This is a genomic window from Mesorhizobium sp. WSM4310 (genome assembly GCF_007003935.1).
In the GTDB taxonomy this organism is placed as follows: Bacteria; Pseudomonadota; Alphaproteobacteria; order Rhizobiales; family Rhizobiaceae; genus Mesorhizobium.
In genome coordinates, this window is sequence record NZ_VFTA01000008.1 from 131,966 (window position 1) to 154,838 (window position 22,873).

Consider the following 22,873-nt stretch of genomic DNA (forward strand, 5'->3'; position numbering starts at 1 on the left):
TAGACCAAAGCCGCCGACTTTGGAACCTGCGAATGTGCTTTCACGCATCCAGCCCGGCGATGACATCGACGAGCACCCCCAGCAATTCTCCGCTGCCGGCGGCGAGCGCGCCGTGACGGGTCACCTCGCCGGCATAGAGCGGCGCGCGGCCAAGCGGGTCGAGCAACAGCCCGCCGGCCTCGCGCAGGATGAGATCGGCGGCGGCGATGTCCCAGTCATGCGCATTCGGCTTGACGAAGGTGGCGTCGAGCGCGCCGTTGGCGATCATCGCCAGGCGGTAGGCGAGCGAAGGGCTGTAGGGCGCGCGCACCAGCCGCTTCTGCCAGCCGGCCGGCACCAGCTCGATCAGCTGCTTCAATCCTGAAATCTCGGCCTTGTCGCCAAGCGTGCGCACGCCAATGCGCTTGCCGTTGCGGAACGCGCCCTGGCCGGGCAGCGCCCAGTAGGTCTCGTCCATCGCCGGGCATTCGAGCACGCCGGCAAGCGTGCGGCCCGCTTCGACCACAGCGACGCTGACGCACCAAGTGCGCTGTCCCTCGAGGAAGCCGCGCGTGCCGTCGATCGGATCGACGACGAAGGTGCGGCGCGCCGAAAGCCGCGCTGGATCGTCGACCGTCTCTTCCGACAGCCAGCCATAGTCCGGCCGCGCCGCCAGCAGCGTGCGGCGCAGATAAGCGTCCGCGGCATGATCCGCTTCGCTGACCGGCGAGGTGCCGCCCTTCATCCAGACTTGTGGGCTGTTGCCGAAGTACTGCATGGCGATCAGACCGGCCTCGCGGGCGGCGTCGCGCAGCAACGGCAGATCGCCAATGGCGCCGGAAGAGGCAGCGGTCAGTTCAGGCTCCGGCAAGGGTCATGCCTTCGATCAGGAGCGTCGGCGCGGCGGTGCCGAAATTGCGGTCGAGGTCATCAGCCGGCACCATGTTGAGGAACATGGTCTTCAGGTTCGAGGCAATGGTGACTTCGGCGATCGGATAGGCAAGTTCGCCGTTCTCGATCCAGAAACCCGAGGCGCCGCGGCTGTATTCACCGGTCACCATGTCGACGCCCTGGCCGAACACTTCGGTGACATAGAAGCCGCTCTTGAGCGACTTGATCAAATCCTCCGGCGAGCGTTCGCCCGGTTCGATGGCGAGATTGGTGGAGGATGGCGACACGGAGGAGCCGCTGCGCGATCCGCGGCCGTTGGTGATCAATCCCAGTTCCCGCGCGGCCGAGGTCGACAGGAACCAGTGGTTGAGCACGCCCTTTTCGACCATGAGAAGCTTTTCGCCCTCGACGCCCTCGCCATCGAACGGGCGCGAGGCCTGGCCACGCGGCCTGAGCGGGTCGTCGGTGACGGTGACTGCGGACGCGGCCACCTGCTTGCCCATCATGTCGCGCAGGAACGAGGTCTTGCGGGCGACGGACGCGCCGTTGATGGCGCCGGCAAGATGGCCGGCGATGCCGCGCGCGACGCGCGGGTCGAACACCACGTCGACCGGCCCCGTCGCCGCCTTGCGCGCGCCGATGCGGCGCACGGCGCGTTCGCCGGCCTTGCGGCCGATATCCTCCGGCGCGTCGAGATCGGCAAAGTGCTGACGCGAGGAGAATTCATAGTCGCGCTCCATGCCGGTGCCCTCGCCGGCGATGACGCTGGCGGAGCGCGAGAAGCGCGAGCCGACATAGTGGCCGATGAAGCCGTGCGAGGTGGCCAGCACGATACCGCCCAGCCCGGCACTGGCGCCGCTGCCGGCCGAATTGGTCACACCCTTGACGGCAAGTGCCGCCGCTTCGGCCGCAAGGGCTGCTTCCTTCAACTGGTCGGCCGACACGTCGGTGGCGTCGAACAGGTCGAGATCGCGTGTCTGTTTGGCCAGCAGCGCGGGATCGGCGAGACCCTGATAGGGATCCTCGGGCGAGACTTTCGCCATGGCGACGGCGCGCTCGGCCAGTGAGCGCGGGTCGGATGCGGCAGTGGCCGAGACGCTCGCCACTTTCCGGCCGACGAAGACGCGCAGCGAGACATCCTCGGCCTCCGACGATTCGGTGGCCTCGACCTTGCCGAGCCGCACCGACACACCGGTGGAGCGGCCGCGCACAGCGACCGCGTCGGCGGCATCGGCGCCGGCCTTCTTGGCGGCCTCGACCAGCGCCGCGACGCGGTCGGTCAGTTTTTTAGCGTCTGATGTGTCGGCCATGCCTGTGATCCTGGTTGTCGCGGCCAGCTTGCGGCCGCGCCCACCCATCTATTGTTCCGGTCCGGCTTGTGCAATGGCATAGGCTTCAATCAAAATGCATCACTACATGGTTCCCATCGCGAACCCTGTGACGCAAAAACAGGCCGCAGCCCGCACGGAGCATCCTTCATGACGCCTTTCCATCTCGCCTTCCCGGTCCGTGATCTCGATGAAACCCGCACTTTCTATGGCGAAGTGCTGGGCTGCGCGATCGGCCGCTCGTCGGCGACCTGGGTGGACTTCGATCTTTACGGCCACCAGATGTCGGCGCATTTGCGGCCGCAGGCCGCGCAAGCCGCCAGCGACGGCAAGGTCGACGGCATTCTGGTGCCGATCCCGCATTTCGGCGCCGTGCTGCTGATGGATGACTGGCAGCGCCTGGCGACCCGGCTGGAAGCGCGCGACGATATAGACTGGCTGGAACGGCCGATGGTCCGCTTCAAGGGTGAGCCCGGCGAACAGGCGACGCTGTTCATCCGCGATCCCTCCGGAAACGCCCTGGAATTCAAGGGTTTTCGCTCGCTGGAGCAGGTTTTCGCGCACTAAGACGGGGCACCACGACGCCTGTGGCTCAAGAGCCGGCGACCGGCGTCCAGATCACGTCCTCTATTTTCTGCGCGCCAGTGGCCAGCATAGCCAGCCGGTCGAAGCCGAGCGCGATGCCGCTGGCTTGCGGCATGATGGCAAGCGCGGCGAGAAAATCCTCGTCCAGAGGATAACGCTCGCCATAGATGCGCTCTTTCTCGTCCATTTCGACCATGAAGCGCCGGCGCTGCTCCTCGGCATCGGTGAGTTCGCCAAAGCCGTTGGCGAGTTCGACGCCGCAGCAATAGAGCTCGAAGCGCTCGGCGACGCGCGGGTCGCGCGGGCTTGGCCGGGCAAGCGCCGCCTCGGCGACCGGATATTCGCAAAGAATGGTGGCGCGGCCGAGGCCGAGATTGGGCTCGATCTTTTCCACCATCACCCGACTGAACAGGTCGGCCCAGCTATCGTCGGGCGCAGTACGCAGGCCGGCTCGACCCAGCGCGGCGTAGAGCGCGTCCCGGTCGGTGCCGCCATCGGCGGCGACCGTGGCCAGCAGATCGATGCCGGCATGGCGCAAGAAGGCATCCGCCACCGTCAGCCGTTCCGGCTCACCGAACGGATCGCAGTCGCGGCCCCGAAAGGAAAAGCGCGTGGCCCCTGCCCTCGTCGCGGCCAGCGCCAGCAGGTCGGCGCAATCGCGCATCAGGCTCTCATAGGTCTCGCCCACCCGGTACCATTCGAGCATGGTGAATTCGGGATGGTGCAAGGGGCCGCGCTCGCGGTTGCGCCAGACGGCGCCGAGGCTGAAAATCCTGTTCTCGCCGGCGGCGAGCAGCTTCTTGCAGGCGAATTCCGGCGAGGTGTGGAGATAGAGTGGCGCGCGCGCGCCATCCGGCCCGACCGCTTCCGTGGCGAAAGCCGCCAGATGCGCCTCGTTGCCGGGCGAGACCTGCAGCGTCGCGGTTTCCACCTCGACAAAATCGTGACGAGCGAACCACTCGCGCAAGGCTGACGTGAGCCCATTGCGCAGCATCAGGCGCGGGCGGCGGTCGGCATGGACATGCGGCGTCCACCAGGGCGAAGCGGCGGTCATGGGCGATTTGAAGGCGTGCCGAGGCACCTGGGGGGCTGGCGGTTCGCGCCAAGATGCGCTAGGCCCCCATCCAGCGCCGCACAAGCCGGCAAACGCCCACTAACTCTCGCAGGATTTAAAACCGTGGTGAAAGTCATCGCCAGTTCGCTCCGCAAAGGCAATGTCGTCGACAAGGACGGCAAGCTTTATGTGATCCTCTTTGCCGAAAACATCCACCCAGGCAAGGGCACACCCGTGACCCAGCTCGACATGCGCCGCATCGGCGACGGGGTGAAGGTTTCGGAGCGCTACCGCACCACCGAGCAGGTGGAGCGTGCCTATGTCGAGGAGCGCGAGCACACCTTCCTCTACGCCGACGGCGAAGGTTTTCACTTCATGAACCCGGAAACCTACGACCAGGTGGCGGTGAGCGAAGCCGTGGTCGGCGACGCGGCACCCTATCTGCAGGAAGGCATGCCGGTGCAGGTTTCCCAGTTCAACGGCATCGCGATTTCCCTGGTCCTGCCGCAGCGCGCCACTTTCGAAGTGGTCGAGACCGAGCCGACGACCAAGGGCCAGACGGCATCGTCCTCCTACAAGCCCGCCGTGCTTTCCAACGGCGTGCGCACCGCAGTGCCGCCGCACATCGCGCCCGGCACCCGCGTGGTGGTGATGACGGCCGATGGGTCCTATGTGGAGCGCGCGAAGGACTGAGGGGGACTCTCCAGTCTGCCAGCCCAGGCCGGCAACTACTCGTCACCTCACTGCTTGAAGCAGTGCTCGCGGTGCCATCGCAGGAAATGAGGATGCGGGCGTTCGAGCTGTCGGCGAGGCGGAAGCGCGCGGCGGGTCTTGTTTATGAACCCTTGCACGCTCTCGAGGTCATTGACCTGCCGCGAGATCAGGATTTCCAGATCGTCGGAGAGGCTGATCAATCCACGATCGAACATCCAATGCGCCGTACCTGATAGTGCGAGCCCATTGTTGACGACATCGGGCCCGTTCGCTTCGACGGGTCTAATATGTGCAGCGGCAACTTCCGCCCGACCACCGCCATTTATCAATTTGAGTCCCGTGATCGCGCAACGCTCGTCATAGGCGCGCAAGACGATGCGACGGAAAATGCGGTCCCGCACGATTCGCGATCCGATGTAACTTATGCGGTCGCGGCTGTGCTCGAACTGGAATGGCGCCTCTTCATCCTGAAACCCGGATGAAATGCCGATTTCATCGACGCGTGGCAGCAGTGGCTCACGAGCGTCAAGGCCCAGATCGAGAATGCGGTTAAAGTCGCTCGGACTGATCGGTCGGACGGCCGATTGAGCGCGACCAGAAATCCGTCCTTGGTCGTTAAGCAAACCTCGCTCAGCGAGCCCGTCCATCCCATTGAATGGAACGGGATTGGCGAAATCGAGGTATGATCCCGGCTCGATCAAAGCGAGATACATACCAGGCGCCACGGGATCAGGGATAACCTGCTGGACTTTCGCCAGGGCGAAATAGCCACGAGTATCTTCTACCTTGCTAGGTTCATAGTAGATGATCCAATCGCCGACACATGCTTCCACACGGCGCAGATACTGGCTGGGGAACTGATATCGCTCAGCGGGGCTGTCATCGTAGATCGAATCAGAGCGGTGGACGAATACCCCGAATCCCATGATCTTCCTGCAGCTTTGGGAATATCGGCTGAGATGTAGCACCAAAATTCGACTTTGGAGCCTGGTTTAGGCTTGGGAAACTCCTTCTGTGACAAACCACCCGCGATTTTTCCAGAGCATGTAGCAAAAGGCCCATGCGGTTCGTCCTTTGAGCGAAGCAGGAGAATGCCATGCGAAAACTCATCGTCACCGAATTCATCAGCGTCGATGGCATTGCCGAGGTCGAAAAACTGCCTGGCGTGACCTGGAATGACGAGATGAACAGGTTCAAGGAGGATGAACTCGCCGACAGCGGCGCCATGCTTCTGGGGCGCACGACCTATGAGATCTTTGCCGGCTCATGGCCCAAGGAAACCGGGGATTTTGCCGACCGGTTCAACGCGCTGCCGAAATACGTCGCCTCGACCAGCCTGAAGGCGCTCGACTGGAAACCGGCCGAATTGCTCACAGGCTCGCTGCCGGACGCGGTGAGGACGCTGAAGCAAGGCAGCGGCGGCAACATCTATGTGCATGGCAGCCTCAGCGTGGCGCAGGACTTACTGCGCCACGGGCTGGTCGACCGCGTCAGGCTGCTCAGCTATCCCGGCGCTGTCGGCCAGGGCAAGCCGCTGTTCCCGCCGGGCGAACAAGTGCCGCTCGAGCTGATTTCGGCCACGCCCTTCAGCAACGGCGTTGTTGCGCTGGAGTATGCGCCGGTGACGGCGAAGTCATAGCGGGCTTTCCAGGCTGGATGACACAGAGTTCGACACAGGACTGCCAATTGCGGCGTCCCGTCACTCAACCGGCCTTTTTCCCTCGCCTCCCCTTGATGGCAGCGCCATTGCGCGCCTCAACCACCCTCGCCACTTCGCGCTTCAGCTGATCCTTGATGTCCGCCGTCTCGTTCATCAGGGCGTCGATCTTCAGGAAATCGAGCACGCGGTATTTCGAGACCGCTGGGCGGACCAGGATGTCGGGCTGGCACTGTTTCAGCTTGTTGGCGATGATCGACTGCATCATCAGCTGGGTGGCGCCGAACATCAGGTCGACGGAGGTGGGATGCTTGCGGTCGGCCTCTTCCGGCGCGCCGACGACGTCAACGCCGATGATGATGTCGGCGTCGTTCTCGATGAGATCGAACGGCACGGGGTTGTAGATGCCGCCGTCGATCAGCAGCCTGCCGTCGCGCGTCACCGGGCGGAACACGGCGGGGATAGCGGCCGAGGCGGCCAGGGCCGAGTGCAGATCGCCTTCATCGAACACGGCGAGCTTGTGGCCGAAATAATCGGTCGCGGTCACCTTCAGCGGGATTTTCAGATCGGCGAAGGTTTCGGGAATGGCCTCGGGCAGGAACGCCTTCAGGATGCGCTCGACATTGAACTGGCTGACCCGGATGCCATTCTGCATGGCCTCCGCGATCGTGCCAGGCCGCGCGCGCCACATGCGGCTCGCCACTTCGGCGCGGCGGCCGAGGATCGAGCGGGCATAGTCGTGGATCTCCTTGCCGGTCATGCCCGCGGCCATGCCGGCGCCCATGATGGCGCCGATCGACGAGCCGGCGATCGCCACCGGCTTGATGCCGAGTTCGTCCAGCGCCTCGATGACATGGATATGCGCCAGGCCGCGCGCGCCGCCGCCGCCAAAAGCTATGCCGAAGGTTGGGCTCATCCCTTGCCGGCTCCGGCCAGCGGCGGCCCGACCACCATGATGGTCGGCTCGGCCGTCAGCAGCTTTTTGGCCGCCGCCTTGACCTGGTCGAGCGTCACCGCGTTGATGTAACCGGCACGGCGCTGCATGTAGTCGATGCCGAGATCGTCGAGCTGCAATTCGACCAGCGTCGCGGCGATGGAACTCGAAGAGTCCAGATTGGTGATGGCATAAGCGCCGATCAAATATTTCTTGGTCGCCGCCAGTTCAGCCTCGGTCGGACCATCCTCAGCCAACCGCCTGGCGACATCGCGCACGATGCCGAGCGTCTCGGCCGCGCGGTCGGAGCGCGTGCCGGTGGTGACGATCAGCGCATTGGCATGGTCCTGGTTTACCAGCGAGGAATTGACGCTGTAGGCCAGCCCGCGCTTTTCGCGCACCTCCTCGAACAGGCGCGAGGTGAAGGTGCCACCGCCAAGAATCTCGTTCATCAGCACGGCGGGGAAGAAATCCGCCGACTTGCGCTTCACGCCCGGCCAGGCGAGCTGAAGCGAGGTCTGCGGCAGGTCGTAATTGACCTCGACGCGCTGCGCCAGCTTCGGCTCGACATCGGCGACCGGGGCGAGCGCCTGGGTCTGCGGCAGGTCGCCGAACACCATGTCCAGCTTCTTCTTCAGCGTCTGCGCGTCGATGGCACCGACCACGGCGACATGCAGGCCGCCGCGCGCGAACACCGCCTTGTGCAGGGCCTTCAGATCGGCCTGCGTGATGGCGGCGATGCTCTGCCTGGTGCCCTGGTCGGAGCGCGAATAGGGATGGTCGCCATAGATGGCGCGCGCCCATTTGTTCTGCGCCACGGTGTCGGGATCGTTCTCGTTGGCGATGATGCCGGACAGGATCTGGGCGCGGATGCGGTCGATTGGCGCCTGGTCGAAGCGCGGCTCGTTGACCGCCAGCCGCAACAGATCGAAGGCCTCGTCGCGCTGTTCGGCCAGCATGCGCATGGAGCCATAGACGCCGTCGCGGGTCTCTTCGAAGCTCATCTCGGCGCCGGCATCGTCGAGCCTGACCTGGAAGGCTTCCGAATCGAGGGGGCCGGCGCCCTCGTCGAACAGGCCGGTCATCAGATTGGCGACGCCCTCCTTGCCCACCGGATCCTGCGTCGAACCGCCGCCGAAGACGAAACGGACGGCGACGATCGGTACGGAATAATCCTCGACCAGCCAGGCGGTGATGCCTTTGGAGGAGGTCACCTGCTGGATGTCCATGGCGCGGGCGGCCAGTGCGGGCAGGATCAGGAAGAGGATGGAGAGGAAGAGGGTTGCGAGGGCGTGCAGGGCCTTCCCCTCTCCCCTTGTGAGAGAAGGTGGATCGGCGCGCAGCGCCGAGACGGTCGAGGGGTCGGTGAAGGATCGCCGTTCTTGCCAAGCTGGAACACCCCTCATCCGACCTCGCTTCGCGAGGCCACCGCCCTGGGGCGAGCCACGGGTCTCACCCCGGCCTTCGGACCGCACGAGGGGAGAAGGGACAGAGACGCGGTGCTGGTTCGTCATCATCAATTCCCCGCCTGTTGCTGCGGCAAGAGATAGCCGGTCGTCGAACGGGACAACACCAGATAGCGCGCGGCGACGGCCTTGACCTCGTCCGTCGTGACCTTGCGGATGCGGTCCGGCCATTGCTGGACATCCTGCACATTGCCGCCGGTGGCCAGCGTCGAGCCATAGATTTCGGCCATGGAGTCCTGCTTGTCGCGGGCAAAGACCATCGACCTGATGTAGCGGTCCTTGGCCTTTTCCAGCTCATCCGGCGTGACGCCGCCGCTGGCGACGCGCGCCACCTCCGCATCGACCGCGGCCTCGACGTCGGCCAGCCTGGCGTCGCCGCGCGGCGCGCCATAGACGGTGAAATTGGTGTCGTCGAGCATGGTGCCCTGGAAATACGCGCCGGCGTTGGAAGCGATGCCTTGCTTGACCACCAGCGCCTGGTAGAGCCGGCTGCGATTGCCGCCGCCGAGGATCTCGGCCAAGAGGTCGAGCGCCTCTGCCTCGCCCGGCCTGGCTGTGTGATAGGACGGCACCACCCATTGCGTCGAGAAACTCGGCACGCTGACGCGGGCGTCGGTGAGGGTGACCGTGCGCTTGGTGTTCTGCTCCGGCTCGACGGGGCGGATGCGCGGCGGCAGGTCGGGCCCGCGCGCCACCTTGCCATAGGTCTTTTCGGCCAGCGCCTTGACCGTCTCCGGCTCGACATCGCCGGCCACGATCAGCACCGCGTTGTTGGGCCGGTAGTATTTGTCATAGAAAGCGACGGCGTCGGTACGGTTGAGCTGCTCCATCTCCTGCATCCAGCCGATGACCGGAATGCGATAGGGCTGGTTCTGCCACAGCGTGGCATCGACTTCCTCGTCGAGCACGGCCTGCGGATTGTTGTCGATGCGCGAGCGGCGCTCCTCGAGGATCACATCGCGCTCGGTCTTGATGACGTCATCGGTGAGGATGAGGTTGCGCATGCGGTCGGCCTCGAAGCCCATCATCTGCTCGAGCGCCGAGGGCGCCACCGTCTCGTGGAAAGCGGTGTAGTCGTAGGAGGTGAAGGCGTTGTTGGAGCCGCCAATGTCGGAGACGGCGCGGTCGAACTCGCCGGCGGCGTGATTTGTCGTCGCCTTGAACATCAGATGTTCGAAGAAATGGGCGATGCCGGATTTGCCGGGCGGCTCGTCGGCGCTGCCGATCTTGTACCAGACCATATGGGTGACGATCGGCGCGCGATGGTCGGGGATGACGACCACCTCCATGCCGTTGTCGAGCAGGAAATCCGTCACCTTGAACTCGGCCGGCTTCGTGTTAGGCGACGCGGCGCTGTCGGCCAGCGTCGGGCCGGTGAGCGTGAAGACCAGCGAGGTTGCCAGCAGTGTCGTCCGCAGCCATTCAGCCCTGGATGTCATCAATGGCTCCGGTTTTCTCTTCAAGACGATAGGCAAGGTGCTTGCGACAAGCAAAGTGAATTGTTGTTGCCGGCAAAGGCGGCGGCAAAGAGGCCACCGATGAACGCAGGCGATCAGGCGGCTTCGATGAAGCGGATGATGGTTTCGCCGTAGTTGCGCTCGTCCAGCACCGAAAAGCCGGGGCCTGGCTCGAAGGGAACCGCCGCCGCCTCCTCGACCACGCAGAGCGCGCCGGGGCGCAGCCAGCCGCCGGCTTTCGCCGATTGCAGGGCGCGCTCGCCCAGCCCCTTGCCGTAGGGCGGATCGGCGAAGACCAGGCCGAACGGCGCCAGCGTGCCCGCCTCGCCAAGGCCGGTGGCGTCGCGGCGAAAGATCTTGGTGCGCCCGGTCAGGCCGAAGGCCTCGACATTGTCGCGGATCAGGCCGCGGCCTTCGGCCGATTCCTCGATGAAGACGCCGTAGGACGCGCCGCGCGACAACGCCTCCAGACCAAGCGCGCCGGTGCCGGCGAACAGATCCAGCACGCGCGCGCCGTCCAGCTGTTCGGCAAAGCGATGCGCCAGCACATTGAAGACGGCCTCGCGGGTGCGGTCGGTCGTCGGACGGATGGCGCTACCGCGGGGCGTCGCCAGCGGGCGCCCACGAAACTCACCGCCGACGATCCTCATCTTGTGCGGGGACCCTTGGGGCCGCCACGCGGCCGTTCACCGCCAGCCGGACGCTCGCCACGCGGCTTGCCGAAAGGCTTTGCGCCGCCCGGTTTGCCAGCAGGCTTGCCATAGGCCGGCTTGAACGAGGCCTTGCGCGCCTTGGCCTCCGCCGCCTTGGCGGCGTCGGCTTCCGCCCTGCCCTTGCCGATCGGCCGGGCTCCTGGCGCCATCCAGACATTGGCCTTGCGCTGGCCGGGCGGCTCGATCGGCCGCTGCTCGCGCTCGGATTTCTTACCGCCAAAACCACCACGCGGCTTGTCGCCGAAGCCACCACGCGGCTTGTCGCCGAAACTGCCACGTGGCTTGTCGCCGAAGCCGCCGCGTTCGGGCCGAGGCCCGCGTTCGCCGAAGCTCTTTTCCGGGCGCTCGCCTCTGTCGGGACTGGTCGACAGCTTGCCCAATGCCTCGTCGCGGCTGCCTTCCCGGCGCTTGCGATTCTTGATCAGCCCGCCCTCGCCGATCGGCCGGCGCTCGCCGTCGCGCGTGAATTTCGGCCGCTCGGGTTCCGCTTCGCGAACTTCGGTGCGCCGCACCGGCTTGTTGGAGAAGGGTTTTGCTATCTCGGCGTCGAAGTTGGCGCCGGATTCCTCCACCAGGCGCTCGCCCAGCTGATCGCGCAGCACGCGACCCTTGATCTCCAGTACGTGGCCCTCGGGGAGATCCTCGAGTTGGAACGGGCCATAAGAAATGCGGATCAGCCGGGTCACGTCGAGGCCGAGCGCGCCGAGGATGTTCTTCACTTCGCGGTTCTTGCCTTCGCGCAGGCCGATCGTCAGCCAGGCATTGGAGCCCTGCTCGCGGTCGAGGCTGGCTTCGATGGCACCGTAGAAGACGCCGTCGACGGCAATGCCTTCGCGCAGGCCCGCAAGCGCGCTTTCCTCGACCTTGCCGTGGACGCGCACGCGGTAGCGGCGCAGCCAGCCTGTGGCCGGCAGTTCGAGCACGCGCGACAGGCCGCCATCATTGGTGAGCAGCAGCAGGCCTTCGGTGTTGATATCGAGGCGGCCAATGGTCATCAGCCGCGGCAATTCGGCCGGCAGCACGTCGAAGACGGTCTTGCGGCCTTCGGGATCACGGTTGGTGGTGACGACGCCGGCCGGCTTGTGGAACAGGAACAGGCGCGTGCGCTCGATCGGCGGGATCTCCATGCCGTCGAGATGGATGATGTCGCCTGGCATGACGTTGAAGGCCGGCGAAGTCAGGGCGCGGCCGTTGACCTTGACGCGGCCGGCGGCGATCAACTCCTCGGCGTCGCGGCGCGAGGCAAGCCCGGCGCGCGCCAGCCGCTTGGCGATGCGTTCGCCGGCCTCTTCCGTGGCCTCCGTCGGACGCGGGCGCGGCTTGAAGCCGGCCGATGCCCCTTGGGGCCGATCGCTGAAATCACGCTTGGGGCGGTCACCGCCAAAGTCGCGCTTGGGACGGTCGGCAAAGTCGCGCTTCGGGCGATCGCCGAAATCACGCTTGGGACGGTCGAAACGCTTACCGCCGCCCTCCGCCGACGCGGCAACCGGCCGGTCGCCGCGCGGCGCATAGGGTTTGCGTGGCCCTTCGCGCTTCTCATACGGCTTGCGTTCGCCTTCGGCCGCCGTCGGACGGTCTCCCCTTGGCGCGTAGGGTTTGCGTGGCCCTTCGCGCTTCTCGTAGGCCTTGCCCGCAGCGCGTGGCCCCTTGCTGAATGGCTTGTCGCCCTTGAAGTCGCGCTTCGGCCGTTCGCCCTCGGCGGCCATCGGCCGATCGCCGCGCGGCGCATAGGGTTTCTTGGCGCCGAAGGATGGCTTCCTGTCGCCTCGCGGAGCCGCAGGTTTCTTGCCCGGTCCTTTTTGGCGCGGAGATTTCTTGTCGTTGTCGTCCATGTGGCCTTTGTCCGTTTGCGCTGCTACAGCGTGGCGCATCCTTTCGGGCGCGCAACGAACGCTGTAGCACTTTGATTTGGCGCATGATCTTTTGCGAAAATCGAGTCCGATTTTCGGGTTGATGCGCTCCATAACAGGATCACGCCTGAGTGGCGAGGAGATAATCGGAATGGAAACCGCGTGAAGCGGCCGGATTTCATGGCGGTGGCGCTCAAGGAGGCCGAGGCGGCAGCCTTGCGTGGCGAAGTGCCGGTCGGCGCCGTCATCGCCAACGGCGGCACGGTCGTTGCGAAAGCCGGCAACCGCGCCCGCGAGCTTGCCGACCCGACGGCGCATGCCGAGATGCTTGTCATTCGCGAAGCCTGCGGGAAACTCTCAAGCGAGCGGCTGACCGGCCACGATCTCTATGTGACGCTGGAACCTTGCGCCATGTGCGCCGGCGCCATCTCCTTCGCCAGGCTACGCCGTGTCTACTTCGGCGCCGCCGACGAAAAGGGCGGCGCGGTGGTCAATGGAGTACGCTTCTTCGCCTCGCCGACCTGCCACCACACGCCCGACATCTATCCGGGCATGGGCGAGACGGAGGCTGCGCTGCTGCTGAAGGATTTTTTCAAGGAACGTCGCGACTGAACCGCGATGTGCCGCCCGAAAGGGCAGCGCGGGCGTTCTTACAGGGACGGCAACCAGTCGAACCAGCCGGACTTCTTGCCTTCCGCCTCCTTCTTCAGGCGGCGTTCCTTCTTGTATTCGTCCTCGCCGAGTTCGTTCTGCGGCGCCGTGCCGGCCGCGACGCGATAGGCCAATGGCGGCTCGCTCAGATATCTGCGGGTGTTGGGGTCGCCCTGCTTGCTCGCGGCAAGACGATGCTGGATCTCGGCGGCGCGGCCCTTGTCGGAATCAGCGGGTGTCCAGGCCGGCGGGTGGCTGGAGCCTGAATCCGCCATCGCCTTCTTGACCGAGGCCGGATCGGTCTGCACGTCGTCGACGACCTCAGCCTGATAGCCCGGATCATTTTGATGGGCGGTGGCGTCGGCGCGCAGGCGCGCGCGGCGCTGTTCAGGCGATTCGGGCCATTCGGCGCTTGCCGTCTGGATGCTTTCCTGCGGTGCGGGCAGCGCTTCCTTCTGTCCGGGAGCGGGCTTCACCAAGGTGGGGCGCGGCTTGTAGTCGATCGGATCCTTGCGCTTCGGCGCGAAGGAAACGGCGCCCGAGAGATCGCCGGCCAGCTGTTCGGCAGCGGTCTTGTCGGTGCCATAGGTCGGAGAGCCCATGCAGCCGGATAGAGCGAGGCCCGATGCGACAAGCGGCGCCAGCAGCGCAAGGCGCGCCTTATATCTCTCGGTCATGCCAAAAAGTCCCACTCTAGACAGCCTCTCGATCGCCACCGGTCCTGTGACCGGTCCCCATCGTCCAAGCACTTGCGACGGAAATCCGGCGACAATTTGTCTTCCGGAGTTTCGCGTGTTTACCTCAACCGCTCTTTAAGGGCAACGCACGGGCGGATTTGCACCGCCCGGCGTGGCATTTGTGCACTGTTGATCGGGTGCACGTCGTTTCCCAGAACCGCGGCACGCTCTTCGGCGACGTCGACCTAAACCCGACCGAGCGCCTTCAGCTCATGCAGAACGGCGGCATCTCGTGCGGAGACATCGGGAAATGCGGGATCCTGCCCGACATCGGCCGTGTAACGCCAGGAACGCGCGCATTTGGTGAGGCCGCGGTCCTCGGCTTTCTCGACCACTACGGCGACGCCCTTGACATCGTCGAGGGTGAAGGCGCCTTCAGGCGCCTGGCCATGGGCAATGACGAGGTCGCTGGTGATCGCCATCTCGGCCATGTCGACGTCCGATATCGCCGCCTCGAGCGCTGCGTCGTTGATGGTGACGACCGGCACCGCTTCCAGCGAGGAGCCGATCACCTTCTGGGCACGCGCGATCTCGAGCGCGCCGGTGACGACGCGGCGCACCTGCCGCACCTTGCGCCACTTTTCCGCCAGCGCTTCGTTCTTCCAATCCGCCGGGATTTCCGGGAACTGGTCCAGATGCAGCGAAACGGCATCGGGATGACGGTCGAGCCAGGCCTCTTCCATGGTGAAGGGCAGCATCGGCGCCAGCCATTTCACCAGGCAGTCGAAAAGATGGCGCACCACCTGCACCGAGGCCTTGCGCTTCACGCTCGACGGTGCGTCGCAGTAGAGCGCGTCCTTGCGGATGTCGAAATAGAAGGCCGACAGCTCGACCACCATGAAATCGACGAGCGCGCGGGTGATGCGCTTGAACTCGAAGGCGTCGTAGCCCTGGCGCACCACCTCGTCGAGCTCGGCCAGCCGATGCAGCATCAGCCGTTCCAGCTCCGGCATCGCTTCCAGCGGTACGGTCTCGCCATCGTCATGGGCGAGCGTGCCCAGCATCCAGCGGATGGTGTTGCGCAGCTTGCGGTAGGCGTCGATATTGGTCTGCAGCACGTTCTTGCCGAGCCGCTGGTCTTCCCAATAATCCGTCGTCACCACCCACAGGCGCAGGATATCGGCACCGGATTGCTTGATGACGTCCTGCGGCACCACCGTGTTGCCGAGCGATTTCGACATCTTGCGTCCGTCCTCATCCATGGTGAAGCCATGGGTGACGACGGTGTCGTAAGGCGCCCTGCCCCTGGTGCCGCAGCTTTCGAGCAGCGAGGAGTGGAACCAGCCGCGATGCTGGTCGGACCCTTCGAGATAGACGTCGGCCGGCCATTTCAGGTCTGGGCGATCCTCCAGCGTAAAGACATGCGTCGAGCCCGAATCGAACCAGACGTCGAGGATGTCCATCACCTGCTTCCATTTGGACGCATCGTGGTTGCCGAGGAAGCGTTCCTTGGCGCCGGCGGCGAACCAGGCGTCGGCGCCCTCTTCCTCGAAGGCGTCCATGATGCGCTGGTTGACCGCCGCGTCCATCAGCACGTTGCCGTCCTCATCGGCGAAAACGGCGATCGGCACGCCCCAGGCGCGCTGACGCGACAACACCCAGTCGGGGCGCTCCTCGATCATGGCGCGGATGCGGTTCTGGCCGGCAGCCGGCACAAAGCGCGTGTCGTCGATGGCCTTCAGGGCGCGGCTGCGCAGTGTCGTGCCGTCGCCGAGGTCCTTGTCCATGTAGACGAACCATTGCGGCGTGTTGCGGAAGATCACCGGCTTCTTCGACCGCCAGGAATGCGGGTAGCTGTGCTTCAGGCGGCCGCGCGCGAAGAGCGCGTTGCGCTTGATCAGCTCGTCGATGACAGCCTGGTTGGCGTTGCCCTTCTTGCCATTGTCGTCAATGACACGCGCAGCTCCACCCTCGCGATCCGGGCCGAAGCCTGGCGCGTCCCTGGTGAAGAAGCCGGCATCGTCGACCGTGAAGGGGATCACCGTGTCGATGCCACGTGCGCGCAGCTGCGGCGCGGCGTCCATCCAGGCGTCAAAATCCTCGCGGCCATGGCCAGGCGCGGTGTGGACGAAGCCGGTGCCGGCATCGTCGGTCACATGATCGCCCGCAACCATCGGCACGGGGAACTCGTAACCGCCACCGAGACCCTTGAATGGGTGTGAAAGCACTAGGTTTCCAAGTTGTTCGGTGCTGACGCCGTGAAGGCGCTTCAAGGTGACCTTTGCCTTGGCCTGGCTTTCCTCGGCCAGCGCGTCGGCGAAGATCAGCTTCTCACCCGGCTGCGGGCCAAAGGCATTCTCGGCCGCCGTCACCTCGTAGAGCCCGTAGGCGACGCGCGGCGAATAGCTGACGGCGCGGTTGCCCGGAATGGTCCACGGCGTCGTCGTCCAGATGACGACATGGGCGTCCAGCAGATCCAGCGACCGCCCGCTCAGGTCCGGATTGAGTTCCGCCGGCTGCCCGTCCACGATATTGGCGACGACAAGATTGGCCACCGGAAACTTCGCCCAGATCGTGTCCGACTCATAGTCCTGATACTCGATTTCGGCCTCGGCCAATGCAGTGCGCTCGACGACGCTCCACATCACCGGCTTCGAGCCGCGATAGAGCTGACCCGACATGGCGAATTTCAGCAATTCGCCGGCGATGCGCGACTCGGCATGGAAAGCCATCGTCGTATAGGGATTCTTGAAGTCGCCGATGACGCCAAGCCGCTGGAACTCACCGCCCTGCACCGTGATCCAGTGCGCCGCGAACTCACGGCATTCCTTGCGGAACTCGTTGACCGGCACCTCGTCCTTGTTCTTGCCCTTGGCGCGATACTGCTCCTCGATCTTCCACTCGATCGGCAGGCCGTGGCAGTCCCAGCCAGGCACATAGTTCGAATCGTAGCCGCGCATCTGGAACGAGCGGGTGATGACGTCCTTGAGGATCTTGTTCAGCGCATGGCCGATATGGATATTGCCGTTGGCGTAGGGCGGACCGTCATGCAGCACATATTTCGTACGGCCGGCGGCACTCTCGCGCAGCTTGGCGTAGAGGTCCATGTCCTGCCAGCGCTTGACCAGCACCGGCTCCTTCTCGGGCAAGCCGGCGCGCATCGGGAAATCCGTCTGCGGCAAATAAAGCGTCTTGGAATAGTCGATCGTTTCAACAGTGTCGGTCATTGATCTGCCATCTGCGTAGCCCGTCGGCACAAAGCCCGGGCGTTGAGGTCTTTGATTGGCGCATATCGTTTTCCCAAAACCGGATCCCACCTTTGGGCGATATGCGTCGATGTTCTGAAAAAAGCGCGAGGGCGCGCGCGAAACTCCCGGCGGTTCCGGCGGCGCTCAGGCCACCCGGAACACCGGGCCAGTAATTCGTATCGCGATCGCGAAAAGGCGCGAAAAGCTCATCATGGCGTGGCTTTTAGCGGAGATGGACGCAGGAATAAAGCGTCTCGTTCAATTCGCCTACATCTTGAAGTCGAAGCGATAGGTGGTCGACACACCGACCATGAACTGGTTGCGGTCGCCGCGCTCCCTGACCAGGCTGGAATCGGCTGCCGGCCCCTTCAGGCGCGAATATTCGCCGAACAGGCTGGCGGTCATCGGATCGGTCACCTTCCAGGTCACCGCGCCGCCGAGGCCGACGGATTTCAGTCCGCCACCGGGATTGTACTGGCTCAGGCCGGAGGCCACCGCCTCCTGCGCATTGACGCCATAGTAGGCGTCGAAATAGTTCGCCGAAGCAAAGGACACGCGCGGGCCGCCCGAAATCCTGACGGTTGGCGTCACATCGTAGAAAGCGTCGGCGGCGATATCGGCGACAAAGCCGTTATGGGCACGGATGCCGTGGCGCAATTCGGCGCGCGCGCGCATCCAGTCCGTCGGATAGAATTCGAAGAAGCCGCCGACTTCGCCGCCCCAGCGCACCGGATCGAGACCCTTGAGCTCGTCGGCATCGCTGTCATCGCGCGAGAACAGGAACTTGCCGGTCAGGCCGGCGCGAACGCCGCCATCATCGACCAGCGCCAGCGAAATATTGTCGTTGCGCGAGGTGAAGCGAGCCTGGGGACCGACCTTGCCCAGGGAGATGATGGGCTGGGCGCTGAGCATGTATTTCTTGCCGCCCTCGAAATTCGGCGCGACCATGCCCGTGGCGCCAACCGTCAGGTACCAGTCGCCGGACAGCCAGCCGAAAGGGCCGTCGCCGGCCTCGGCCGCGGAAGCGCCCAGCAAGGAGGCGGTCAGAAGCAGCGGAATCGCCCGGACAATACGCATCGATACCCCATACGCGAAACACGCCGGAACAAACACCCGGCATCGCTCAAGCCATGGCGCCAGTTCGGTAAAATTTGACTTAACATCGGTAACAGTTGAGTCGGCCAACTTAGTGTCCGGCCGCGCCGGATCAGGCGCGGCGCGGCGCGGTCGGCAGGTCCAGCAGCCCTCTCACGGCCTTGCTGCCCTTGCCGGCAATGCGCGCCGATCCGTCGTCACCCACCTCCACCGTTGCACCGTTGGCAAAGCTTAGCGACCAGCCGTCGCCCTTGGCGTTACGGCGGCGGTCGGTAAGCTCGATGCCGGCAGCGGTGACAAGGGCGACGATCCCGTCAGCGTTCATCGTTTTCCTACGGACACGGGCCTTCAATTGAGGTCGAGCCCGGCGGTAAGATCGCCGAGCGGCGGTTCGCCATGCGCGGCGACGGCCCGGTCGCGAACCACGATGCCGTGCAGCACCGGCAGTTCGAAGCGCTCGGTGATGAAGCGCAGGATCGAAGTCGTATCATAGGGCGTCTGATCGACATAGCCGTGCTTGGCGAAGGGCGAAACGATGATGGCGGGGACGCGTGTGCCCGGCCCCCAGCGGTCGCCCTTGGGCGGAGGGACGTGATCCCAGATGCCGCCATTCTCGTCATAGGTGACGACGACCAGCATATGCGGCCATTGCGGGCTTTTCTCCAGATGGGCGACGACGTCGGCGACATGGCGATCTCCAGCCTCGATGTCGGCATAGCCGGAATGCTCGTTGAGATTGCCCTGCGGCTTGTAGAACGCGACCTGTGGCAGGGCGCCGTCGTCAATCGCCTGGATGAAGCTAACGCCGCCCAGCCCACCGTCGCGCAAATGTTCGCGCCTGGCTTCGGTGCCCGGCGCGTAATTGGCATAATAGTTGAACGGTTGGTGGTGATACTGGAAATTCGGAACCGGCGAGTTGTTGCCGTGGTCGAGCGTGTACTGCCAGGCGCCCGAATACCATGCCCAGGTGATGTGCTTGAGGCTAAGCATGTCGCCGATGGTCGGCTCCGTCTGGGGCGGCAGCGTGGTGGGCTTGGCCGGATCCGCGAGGAGCGGATCGCCGCCAGGCGCCGGATCGTTGCCGCTTGGTTGGTAAGGCGGCTGCATCGTGTTCACCGCGTGGAAGTCCGGCGTCAGATTGCCATCGGAGACAAATTTCGGAATGCCGTCGCGCGCCGATTTCGGCGAATTGTCGGCGATCTTCAGCGCTGTGCCGCTCTCATCCGTCACCGAAATCGACGGTTTGGCTGGGCTCTTGTCGGCATCGGCGTAGTAAGGCGCGCAAGCGCAGATCAGCCATTGGTGGTTGAAAAACGAGCCGCCGAACCCACCCATGAAGAAATGATCGGCCAGCACGTATTTCTGCGCGATCGCCCACATGTCGGTCTTGGAAACGTCCCAGTTGCTCATCGGCATGGCGCCTGAATCGGCCCAGGCAACGAACATGTCGTTCTTGCCGCCGTTGATCTGCATCTGGTTCTGGTAGTAGCGATGCCAGAGATCGTGCGTTGTGACGCTGAGCGGCACGTTGAAACCCTTCGCGTCGTTCACGGTGAACGGCGCGTTTGGAAGGTGCTCGGTCATCGCCTGCGTCACCGGCGGCGTGACGCCCTTGGCGGTCAGCCCGTCCCACACCGGCGGCAGTTCGGACAGCACCGAGCCGTCACGGTCGCGCTGCTGCAAGCTTTCCTGGCTGGCTTTGTCGATGCCTTCGGCACCGGGAAAATGGCCATAGAGATTGTCGAAGGCGCGGTTCTCGGCGAAGATGACGACCACCGTTTCTATCTTGGTGATGCCATCCGGCGGATCGCCGGGCTGCGCTGCGAATGCGGAAGCCGCATTGGCAGCGAACAGGGCGAGAGTTGAGGAAAACAGGGCGAGCCCATGGGATCGCTTCATTGTCACACCTCCCTGAGGCAAAGCGGGATGACACCAGCTTCGCCGCGCGTTTGCAATAGCCACCGCGCTGGACGGGTAGTGCCATTGGGATTACCTTCCTTCAACCGCAGGATGCGCGGCCAGATGTGGAGGGAGATGGATCATGACCTTGCACGGCGATACTCTGAAGAACGCGATCGGCCAGACGCGGGAAAAATGGGGATGGTTTGTCGGCCTGGGCGTGGTGCTGCTGATCCTCGGCGGCATTGCTTTCGGCAATCTGTTCATCGCCACCGTGGCTTCCGTCTATGTCGTCGGCTGGCTGATGCTGGTGGCCGGCATCATCGAGATCATGCATGCTTTCGGGGTCAAGACCTGGAGCCGCTTCTTCTACTGGCTGCTCAGCGGGCTGCTTTACGCGGTCGCCGGATTTTTCGCCTTCGACAATCCGCTGCTGGCCTCGGCGGTGCTGACCTTCCTGCTGGCCGTCGCGCTCGTCGCCTCCGGCGCGCTGCGGGCCTGGGTCGGCTACAGCCACCGTCCGGAACAGGGTTGGGGCTGGATCGTCGCGGCAGGCCTCATCAGCGTGCTTGCCGGCCTGATCATCGCCATGGGTTGGCCGGTCAACAGCCTGTGGGTGCTCGGACTGTTCCTGGCGATCGACCTGATCTTCCAGGGCTGGACCTTCATCGCGGTCGGCCTGGCGCTGAAAAAGTAGCGTCTTGCCGAGCATGATCTCTGGGCAAGCGGAAACCGTTTGTCCGAGAAAACCGGTATCCGCTTTTCGGGATCATGCCTTAGAACGCAATGGCCGCGTCGAGCTGTGACAGCGGCTTGACGCCGGCGAGCAGCGCCCGGGCCTCGGCTTCATCGCGCTTCATCTGCACCACCAATGCATCGAGGCCGTCGAATTTGATCTCGCTGCGCAGGAAGCCGAAGAATGAGACCTCGCAGGTCTCGCCGTAGAGATCGCCGGAAAAATCGAAGACGAAGGTTTCCAGAAGCGGTGCGCCATTGTCGTCGACGGTCGGGCGGCGGCCGAAGCTGGCGACGCCGTCATGCAGCGTGCCGTCGGCGCGGCGGAAGCGGACGGCATAAATCCCTTCCTTCAGGGTCGCTTCCGGTGAAAGCCTCATATTGGCGGTGGGAAAGCCCAGTGTGCGGCCGAGTTGCTGCCCGCCGATCACTTCGGCCTCGACCGTGAAGCGATAGCCGAGCAGACCGGCGGCCTCGACTACCTCGCCATCGCAGAGCAGAGCCCGGATCCGGCTCGACGAAACCACCTCGGCGCCCTCGTCGCGAAACGCGTCGACGAGCGTGACACCAAAGCCATGGCGTTCGCCGGCTGCCATCAGATAGGCCGGTCCGCCCTGGCGGTCCTTGCCGAAATGGAAATCGAAACCAGTCACGGCGTGGGTGATGCCGAGCGTCCTCTCCAGCACGTCGGTGACGAAAGCTTCCGCCGACAGCGAAGCGAAGTCGCGCGTGAACGGCTGCTCGACGAGCGCGGCAAAACCCAGCAAGGACAAGAGCCGCGCCTTCATCGGCGGCGGCGTCAGCACGAACAGCGGCATGTCGGGCCTGAACACCTTTCGCGGGTGCGGTTCGAAGCTCAGCACCAAGGCCGGCACATCACGCCGCAGAGCCTCGGCCAACGCCCGTTCGAGCACCGCTTGATGGCCACGGTGGACGCCATCGAAATTGCCGATCGCGACAACGCCGCCACGCAGATCGGCGGGCAGCGGCGCGGTCGCGGTGAGATGCTGGAAGCCTACCATCGCCACCTACTGCAGTCTGACCATGACGGCCACCGGACGATAGCCGTGCCGCTCCAGAAAGAGCCCGAGCTTGGCCGGATCCGGCCGGGATGCATTGCCATAGTCGCGGGCATGGATGCCGCCGGAGACATAGAGAACGTCGAAACCATTGTCGGCCGCGCCCTTCACATCGGTCATCATCCCGTCGCCGATGGCCAATACCCGAGAACGCTCGACCGGCCGGCCAAGCACCTCGGCCACCTCCTTCATCGCAAGGTCGTAGATCGGCGCATAGGGCTTTCCCGCAATCAGCGTACGGCCGCCGAGCTGGGCATAGTCGCGCGCCAGCGCGCCGGCGCACCAGATGATGCGTTCGCCGCGCTCCACCATGATATCGGGATTGGCGCAGATGAATGGCAGGTTCCTGGCACGCAATCGCCGCAGAAGGTCGATATAATCCTGAGGCTTCTCGACCTCGTCATCGAACAGCCCGGTGCATACGACGCCGGTGGCCTCGAATTCCTCGACGAGGTCGACATCGAGGCCGTCATAGAGGGTCAGATCGCGGTCGGCGCCGATATGGAAGATCTTGCGTGGGCCTTCCGCGATCAGGTCGCGGGTCACGTCGCCCGAGGTCACCACACGGTCGTAAGCTGACGGCGGAACGCCGATCACACTCATCTGGGCCACGACATCGGCGCTGCGGCGGGGCGAATTGGTGATGAGAACAACGGGAATGCCGGCTGCCCTTGCCCTGGCCAGCGCCACCGCGGCCGCCGGGAAATGCCATTCGCCATTGTGCACCACGCCCCAGACATCGCAAAGAATTGCCGAATAGGCTTTTGAGACGTCTTCGAGCGAGCCGACGATGTCAGGCGAATCCGCCATGCCGTTTCCTTCAATATGAGCGTTGCGAGTGCCGCGGCCGACGGTTCGCCG

Annotated in this window: 21 protein-coding genes; 5 read left to right on the forward strand and 16 right to left on the reverse strand. The window is 64.6% G+C overall.

Going from position 1 to position 22,873, the window contains the following annotated elements; genetic code table 11:
• Positions 1–40 precede the first annotated feature (40 nt).
• Positions 41–850, reverse strand: coding sequence for a 3'(2'),5'-bisphosphate nucleotidase CysQ (locus FJV80_RS11675; RefSeq protein WP_095791654.1), 810 nt, complete (start codon positions 848–850; stop codon positions 41–43).
• Complete coding sequence (locus tag FJV80_RS11680; RefSeq protein WP_142876421.1) at positions 837–2,180, reverse strand: TldD/PmbA family protein; 1,344 nt, start codon at positions 2,178–2,180, stop codon at positions 837–839. Before FJV80_RS11680 ends, FJV80_RS11675 begins: the two co-directional genes overlap by 14 nt.
• A gap of 168 nt (positions 2,181–2,348) precedes the next feature.
• Here FJV80_RS11680 and FJV80_RS11685 point away from each other — a divergent pair, with 168 nt between their 5' ends.
• A complete protein-coding gene (locus tag FJV80_RS11685) occupies positions 2,349–2,765 on the forward strand; it encodes a VOC family protein (protein WP_027042200.1) in 417 nt (138 codons plus the stop codon).
• Between the two features lie 25 nt (positions 2,766–2,790).
• On the opposite strand, the gene epmA is transcribed toward FJV80_RS11685, so the two are convergent.
• Complete coding sequence (epmA, locus tag FJV80_RS11690) at positions 2,791–3,837, reverse strand: EF-P lysine aminoacylase EpmA (RefSeq protein WP_142876422.1); 1,047 nt, start codon at positions 3,835–3,837, stop codon at positions 2,791–2,793.
• Between the two features lie 123 nt (positions 3,838–3,960).
• Between epmA and efp the strand changes: the two genes are divergently transcribed.
• Positions 3,961–4,530 carry an elongation factor P gene (efp, locus tag FJV80_RS11695; protein WP_010915481.1) on the forward strand — a complete coding sequence of 190 codons (570 nt, stop codon included), beginning with the start codon at positions 3,961–3,963 and terminating at the stop codon, positions 4,528–4,530.
• A gap of 47 nt (positions 4,531–4,577) precedes the next feature.
• Here efp and FJV80_RS11700 read toward each other — a convergent pair whose 3' ends face one another.
• Positions 4,578–5,477, reverse strand: a complete 900-nt coding sequence (locus FJV80_RS11700) for an HNH endonuclease (protein ID WP_142876423.1) — start codon at positions 5,475–5,477, stop codon at positions 4,578–4,580.
• 170 nt (positions 5,478–5,647) lie between these two features.
• On the opposite strand from FJV80_RS11700, the gene FJV80_RS11705 reads away from it, so the two are divergent.
• Complete coding sequence (locus FJV80_RS11705) at positions 5,648–6,190, forward strand: dihydrofolate reductase family protein (protein ID WP_095788374.1); 543 nt, start codon at positions 5,648–5,650, stop codon at positions 6,188–6,190.
• Positions 6,191–6,254: 64 nt separating this feature from the next.
• On the opposite strand, the gene FJV80_RS11710 is transcribed toward FJV80_RS11705, so the two are convergent.
• The 5 genes from FJV80_RS11710 to FJV80_RS11730 all read right to left on the reverse strand — a co-directional run bounded on the left by FJV80_RS11710 (position 6,255) and on the right by FJV80_RS11730 (position 12,610).
• The gene (locus FJV80_RS11710) at positions 6,255–7,124 is read right to left on the reverse strand and encodes a patatin-like phospholipase family protein (protein ID WP_142876424.1); all 870 of its coding nucleotides are present in this window, start codon (positions 7,122–7,124) and stop codon (positions 6,255–6,257) included.
• Positions 7,121–8,548 carry a pitrilysin family protein gene (locus FJV80_RS11715; protein WP_095770538.1) on the reverse strand — a complete coding sequence of 476 codons (1,428 nt, stop codon included), beginning with the start codon at positions 8,546–8,548 and terminating at the stop codon, positions 7,121–7,123. The genes FJV80_RS11710 and FJV80_RS11715 overlap by 4 nt, the downstream gene beginning before the upstream one ends.
• A gap of 110 nt (positions 8,549–8,658) precedes the next feature.
• Positions 8,659–10,047 carry a pitrilysin family protein gene (locus tag FJV80_RS11720; protein WP_142876425.1) on the reverse strand — a complete coding sequence of 463 codons (1,389 nt, stop codon included), beginning with the start codon at positions 10,045–10,047 and terminating at the stop codon, positions 8,659–8,661.
• A 113-nt stretch (positions 10,048–10,160) separates the two neighbouring features.
• Positions 10,161–10,715 carry a 16S rRNA (guanine(966)-N(2))-methyltransferase RsmD gene (gene rsmD / locus FJV80_RS11725; RefSeq protein WP_095788371.1) on the reverse strand — a complete coding sequence of 185 codons (555 nt, stop codon included), beginning with the start codon at positions 10,713–10,715 and terminating at the stop codon, positions 10,161–10,163.
• Complete coding sequence (locus FJV80_RS11730) at positions 10,712–12,610, reverse strand: pseudouridine synthase (protein WP_142876426.1); 1,899 nt, start codon at positions 12,608–12,610, stop codon at positions 10,712–10,714. Before FJV80_RS11730 ends, rsmD begins: the two co-directional genes overlap by 4 nt.
• Before the next feature lie 180 nt (positions 12,611–12,790).
• Here FJV80_RS11730 and FJV80_RS11735 point away from each other — a divergent pair, with 180 nt between their 5' ends.
• A complete protein-coding gene (locus FJV80_RS11735; protein ID WP_142876427.1) occupies positions 12,791–13,240 on the forward strand; it encodes a nucleoside deaminase in 450 nt (149 codons plus the stop codon).
• Between the two features lie 38 nt (positions 13,241–13,278).
• Here FJV80_RS11735 and FJV80_RS11740 read toward each other — a convergent pair whose 3' ends face one another.
• The 5 genes from FJV80_RS11740 to FJV80_RS11760 form a co-directional block, all read right to left on the reverse strand.
• Positions 13,279–13,956 carry a hypothetical protein gene (locus FJV80_RS11740; protein ID WP_142876428.1) on the reverse strand — a complete coding sequence of 226 codons (678 nt, stop codon included), beginning with the start codon at positions 13,954–13,956 and terminating at the stop codon, positions 13,279–13,281.
• Positions 13,957–14,201: 245 nt separating this feature from the next.
• Complete coding sequence (gene ileS / locus FJV80_RS11745; protein ID WP_142876429.1) at positions 14,202–17,183, reverse strand: isoleucine--tRNA ligase; 2,982 nt, start codon at positions 17,181–17,183, stop codon at positions 14,202–14,204.
• A 288-nt stretch (positions 17,184–17,471) separates the two neighbouring features.
• A complete protein-coding gene (locus FJV80_RS11750; protein WP_142876430.1) occupies positions 17,472–18,281 on the reverse strand; it encodes a MipA/OmpV family protein in 810 nt (269 codons plus the stop codon).
• 130 nt (positions 18,282–18,411) lie between these two features.
• Positions 18,412–18,624 (reverse strand): hypothetical protein, encoded by a 213-nt coding sequence (locus tag FJV80_RS11755; protein ID WP_095770545.1) that lies wholly within the window; start codon positions 18,622–18,624, stop codon positions 18,412–18,414.
• Positions 18,625–18,647: 23 nt separating this feature from the next.
• Positions 18,648–20,198 carry an acid phosphatase gene (locus tag FJV80_RS11760; RefSeq protein WP_246688948.1) on the reverse strand — a complete coding sequence of 517 codons (1,551 nt, stop codon included), beginning with the start codon at positions 20,196–20,198 and terminating at the stop codon, positions 18,648–18,650.
• Positions 20,199–20,340: 142 nt separating this feature from the next.
• On the opposite strand from FJV80_RS11760, the gene FJV80_RS11765 reads away from it, so the two are divergent.
• Entirely contained in the window at positions 20,341–20,895 is a 555-nt protein-coding gene (locus FJV80_RS11765) for an HdeD family acid-resistance protein (RefSeq protein WP_142876432.1), read from the forward strand.
• Positions 20,896–20,974: 79 nt separating this feature from the next.
• Here the strand turns inward: FJV80_RS11765 and FJV80_RS11770 are convergent, their stop codons facing one another.
• Together FJV80_RS11770 and FJV80_RS11775 are read right to left on the reverse strand one after the other, a co-directional pair.
• Complete coding sequence (locus FJV80_RS11770) at positions 20,975–21,955, reverse strand: bifunctional riboflavin kinase/FAD synthetase (protein WP_142876433.1); 981 nt, start codon at positions 21,953–21,955, stop codon at positions 20,975–20,977.
• A gap of 6 nt (positions 21,956–21,961) precedes the next feature.
• Complete coding sequence (locus FJV80_RS11775; protein WP_095791851.1) at positions 21,962–22,822, reverse strand: TIGR01459 family HAD-type hydrolase; 861 nt, start codon at positions 22,820–22,822, stop codon at positions 21,962–21,964.
• Between the last annotated feature and the right edge of the window lie 51 nt (positions 22,823–22,873).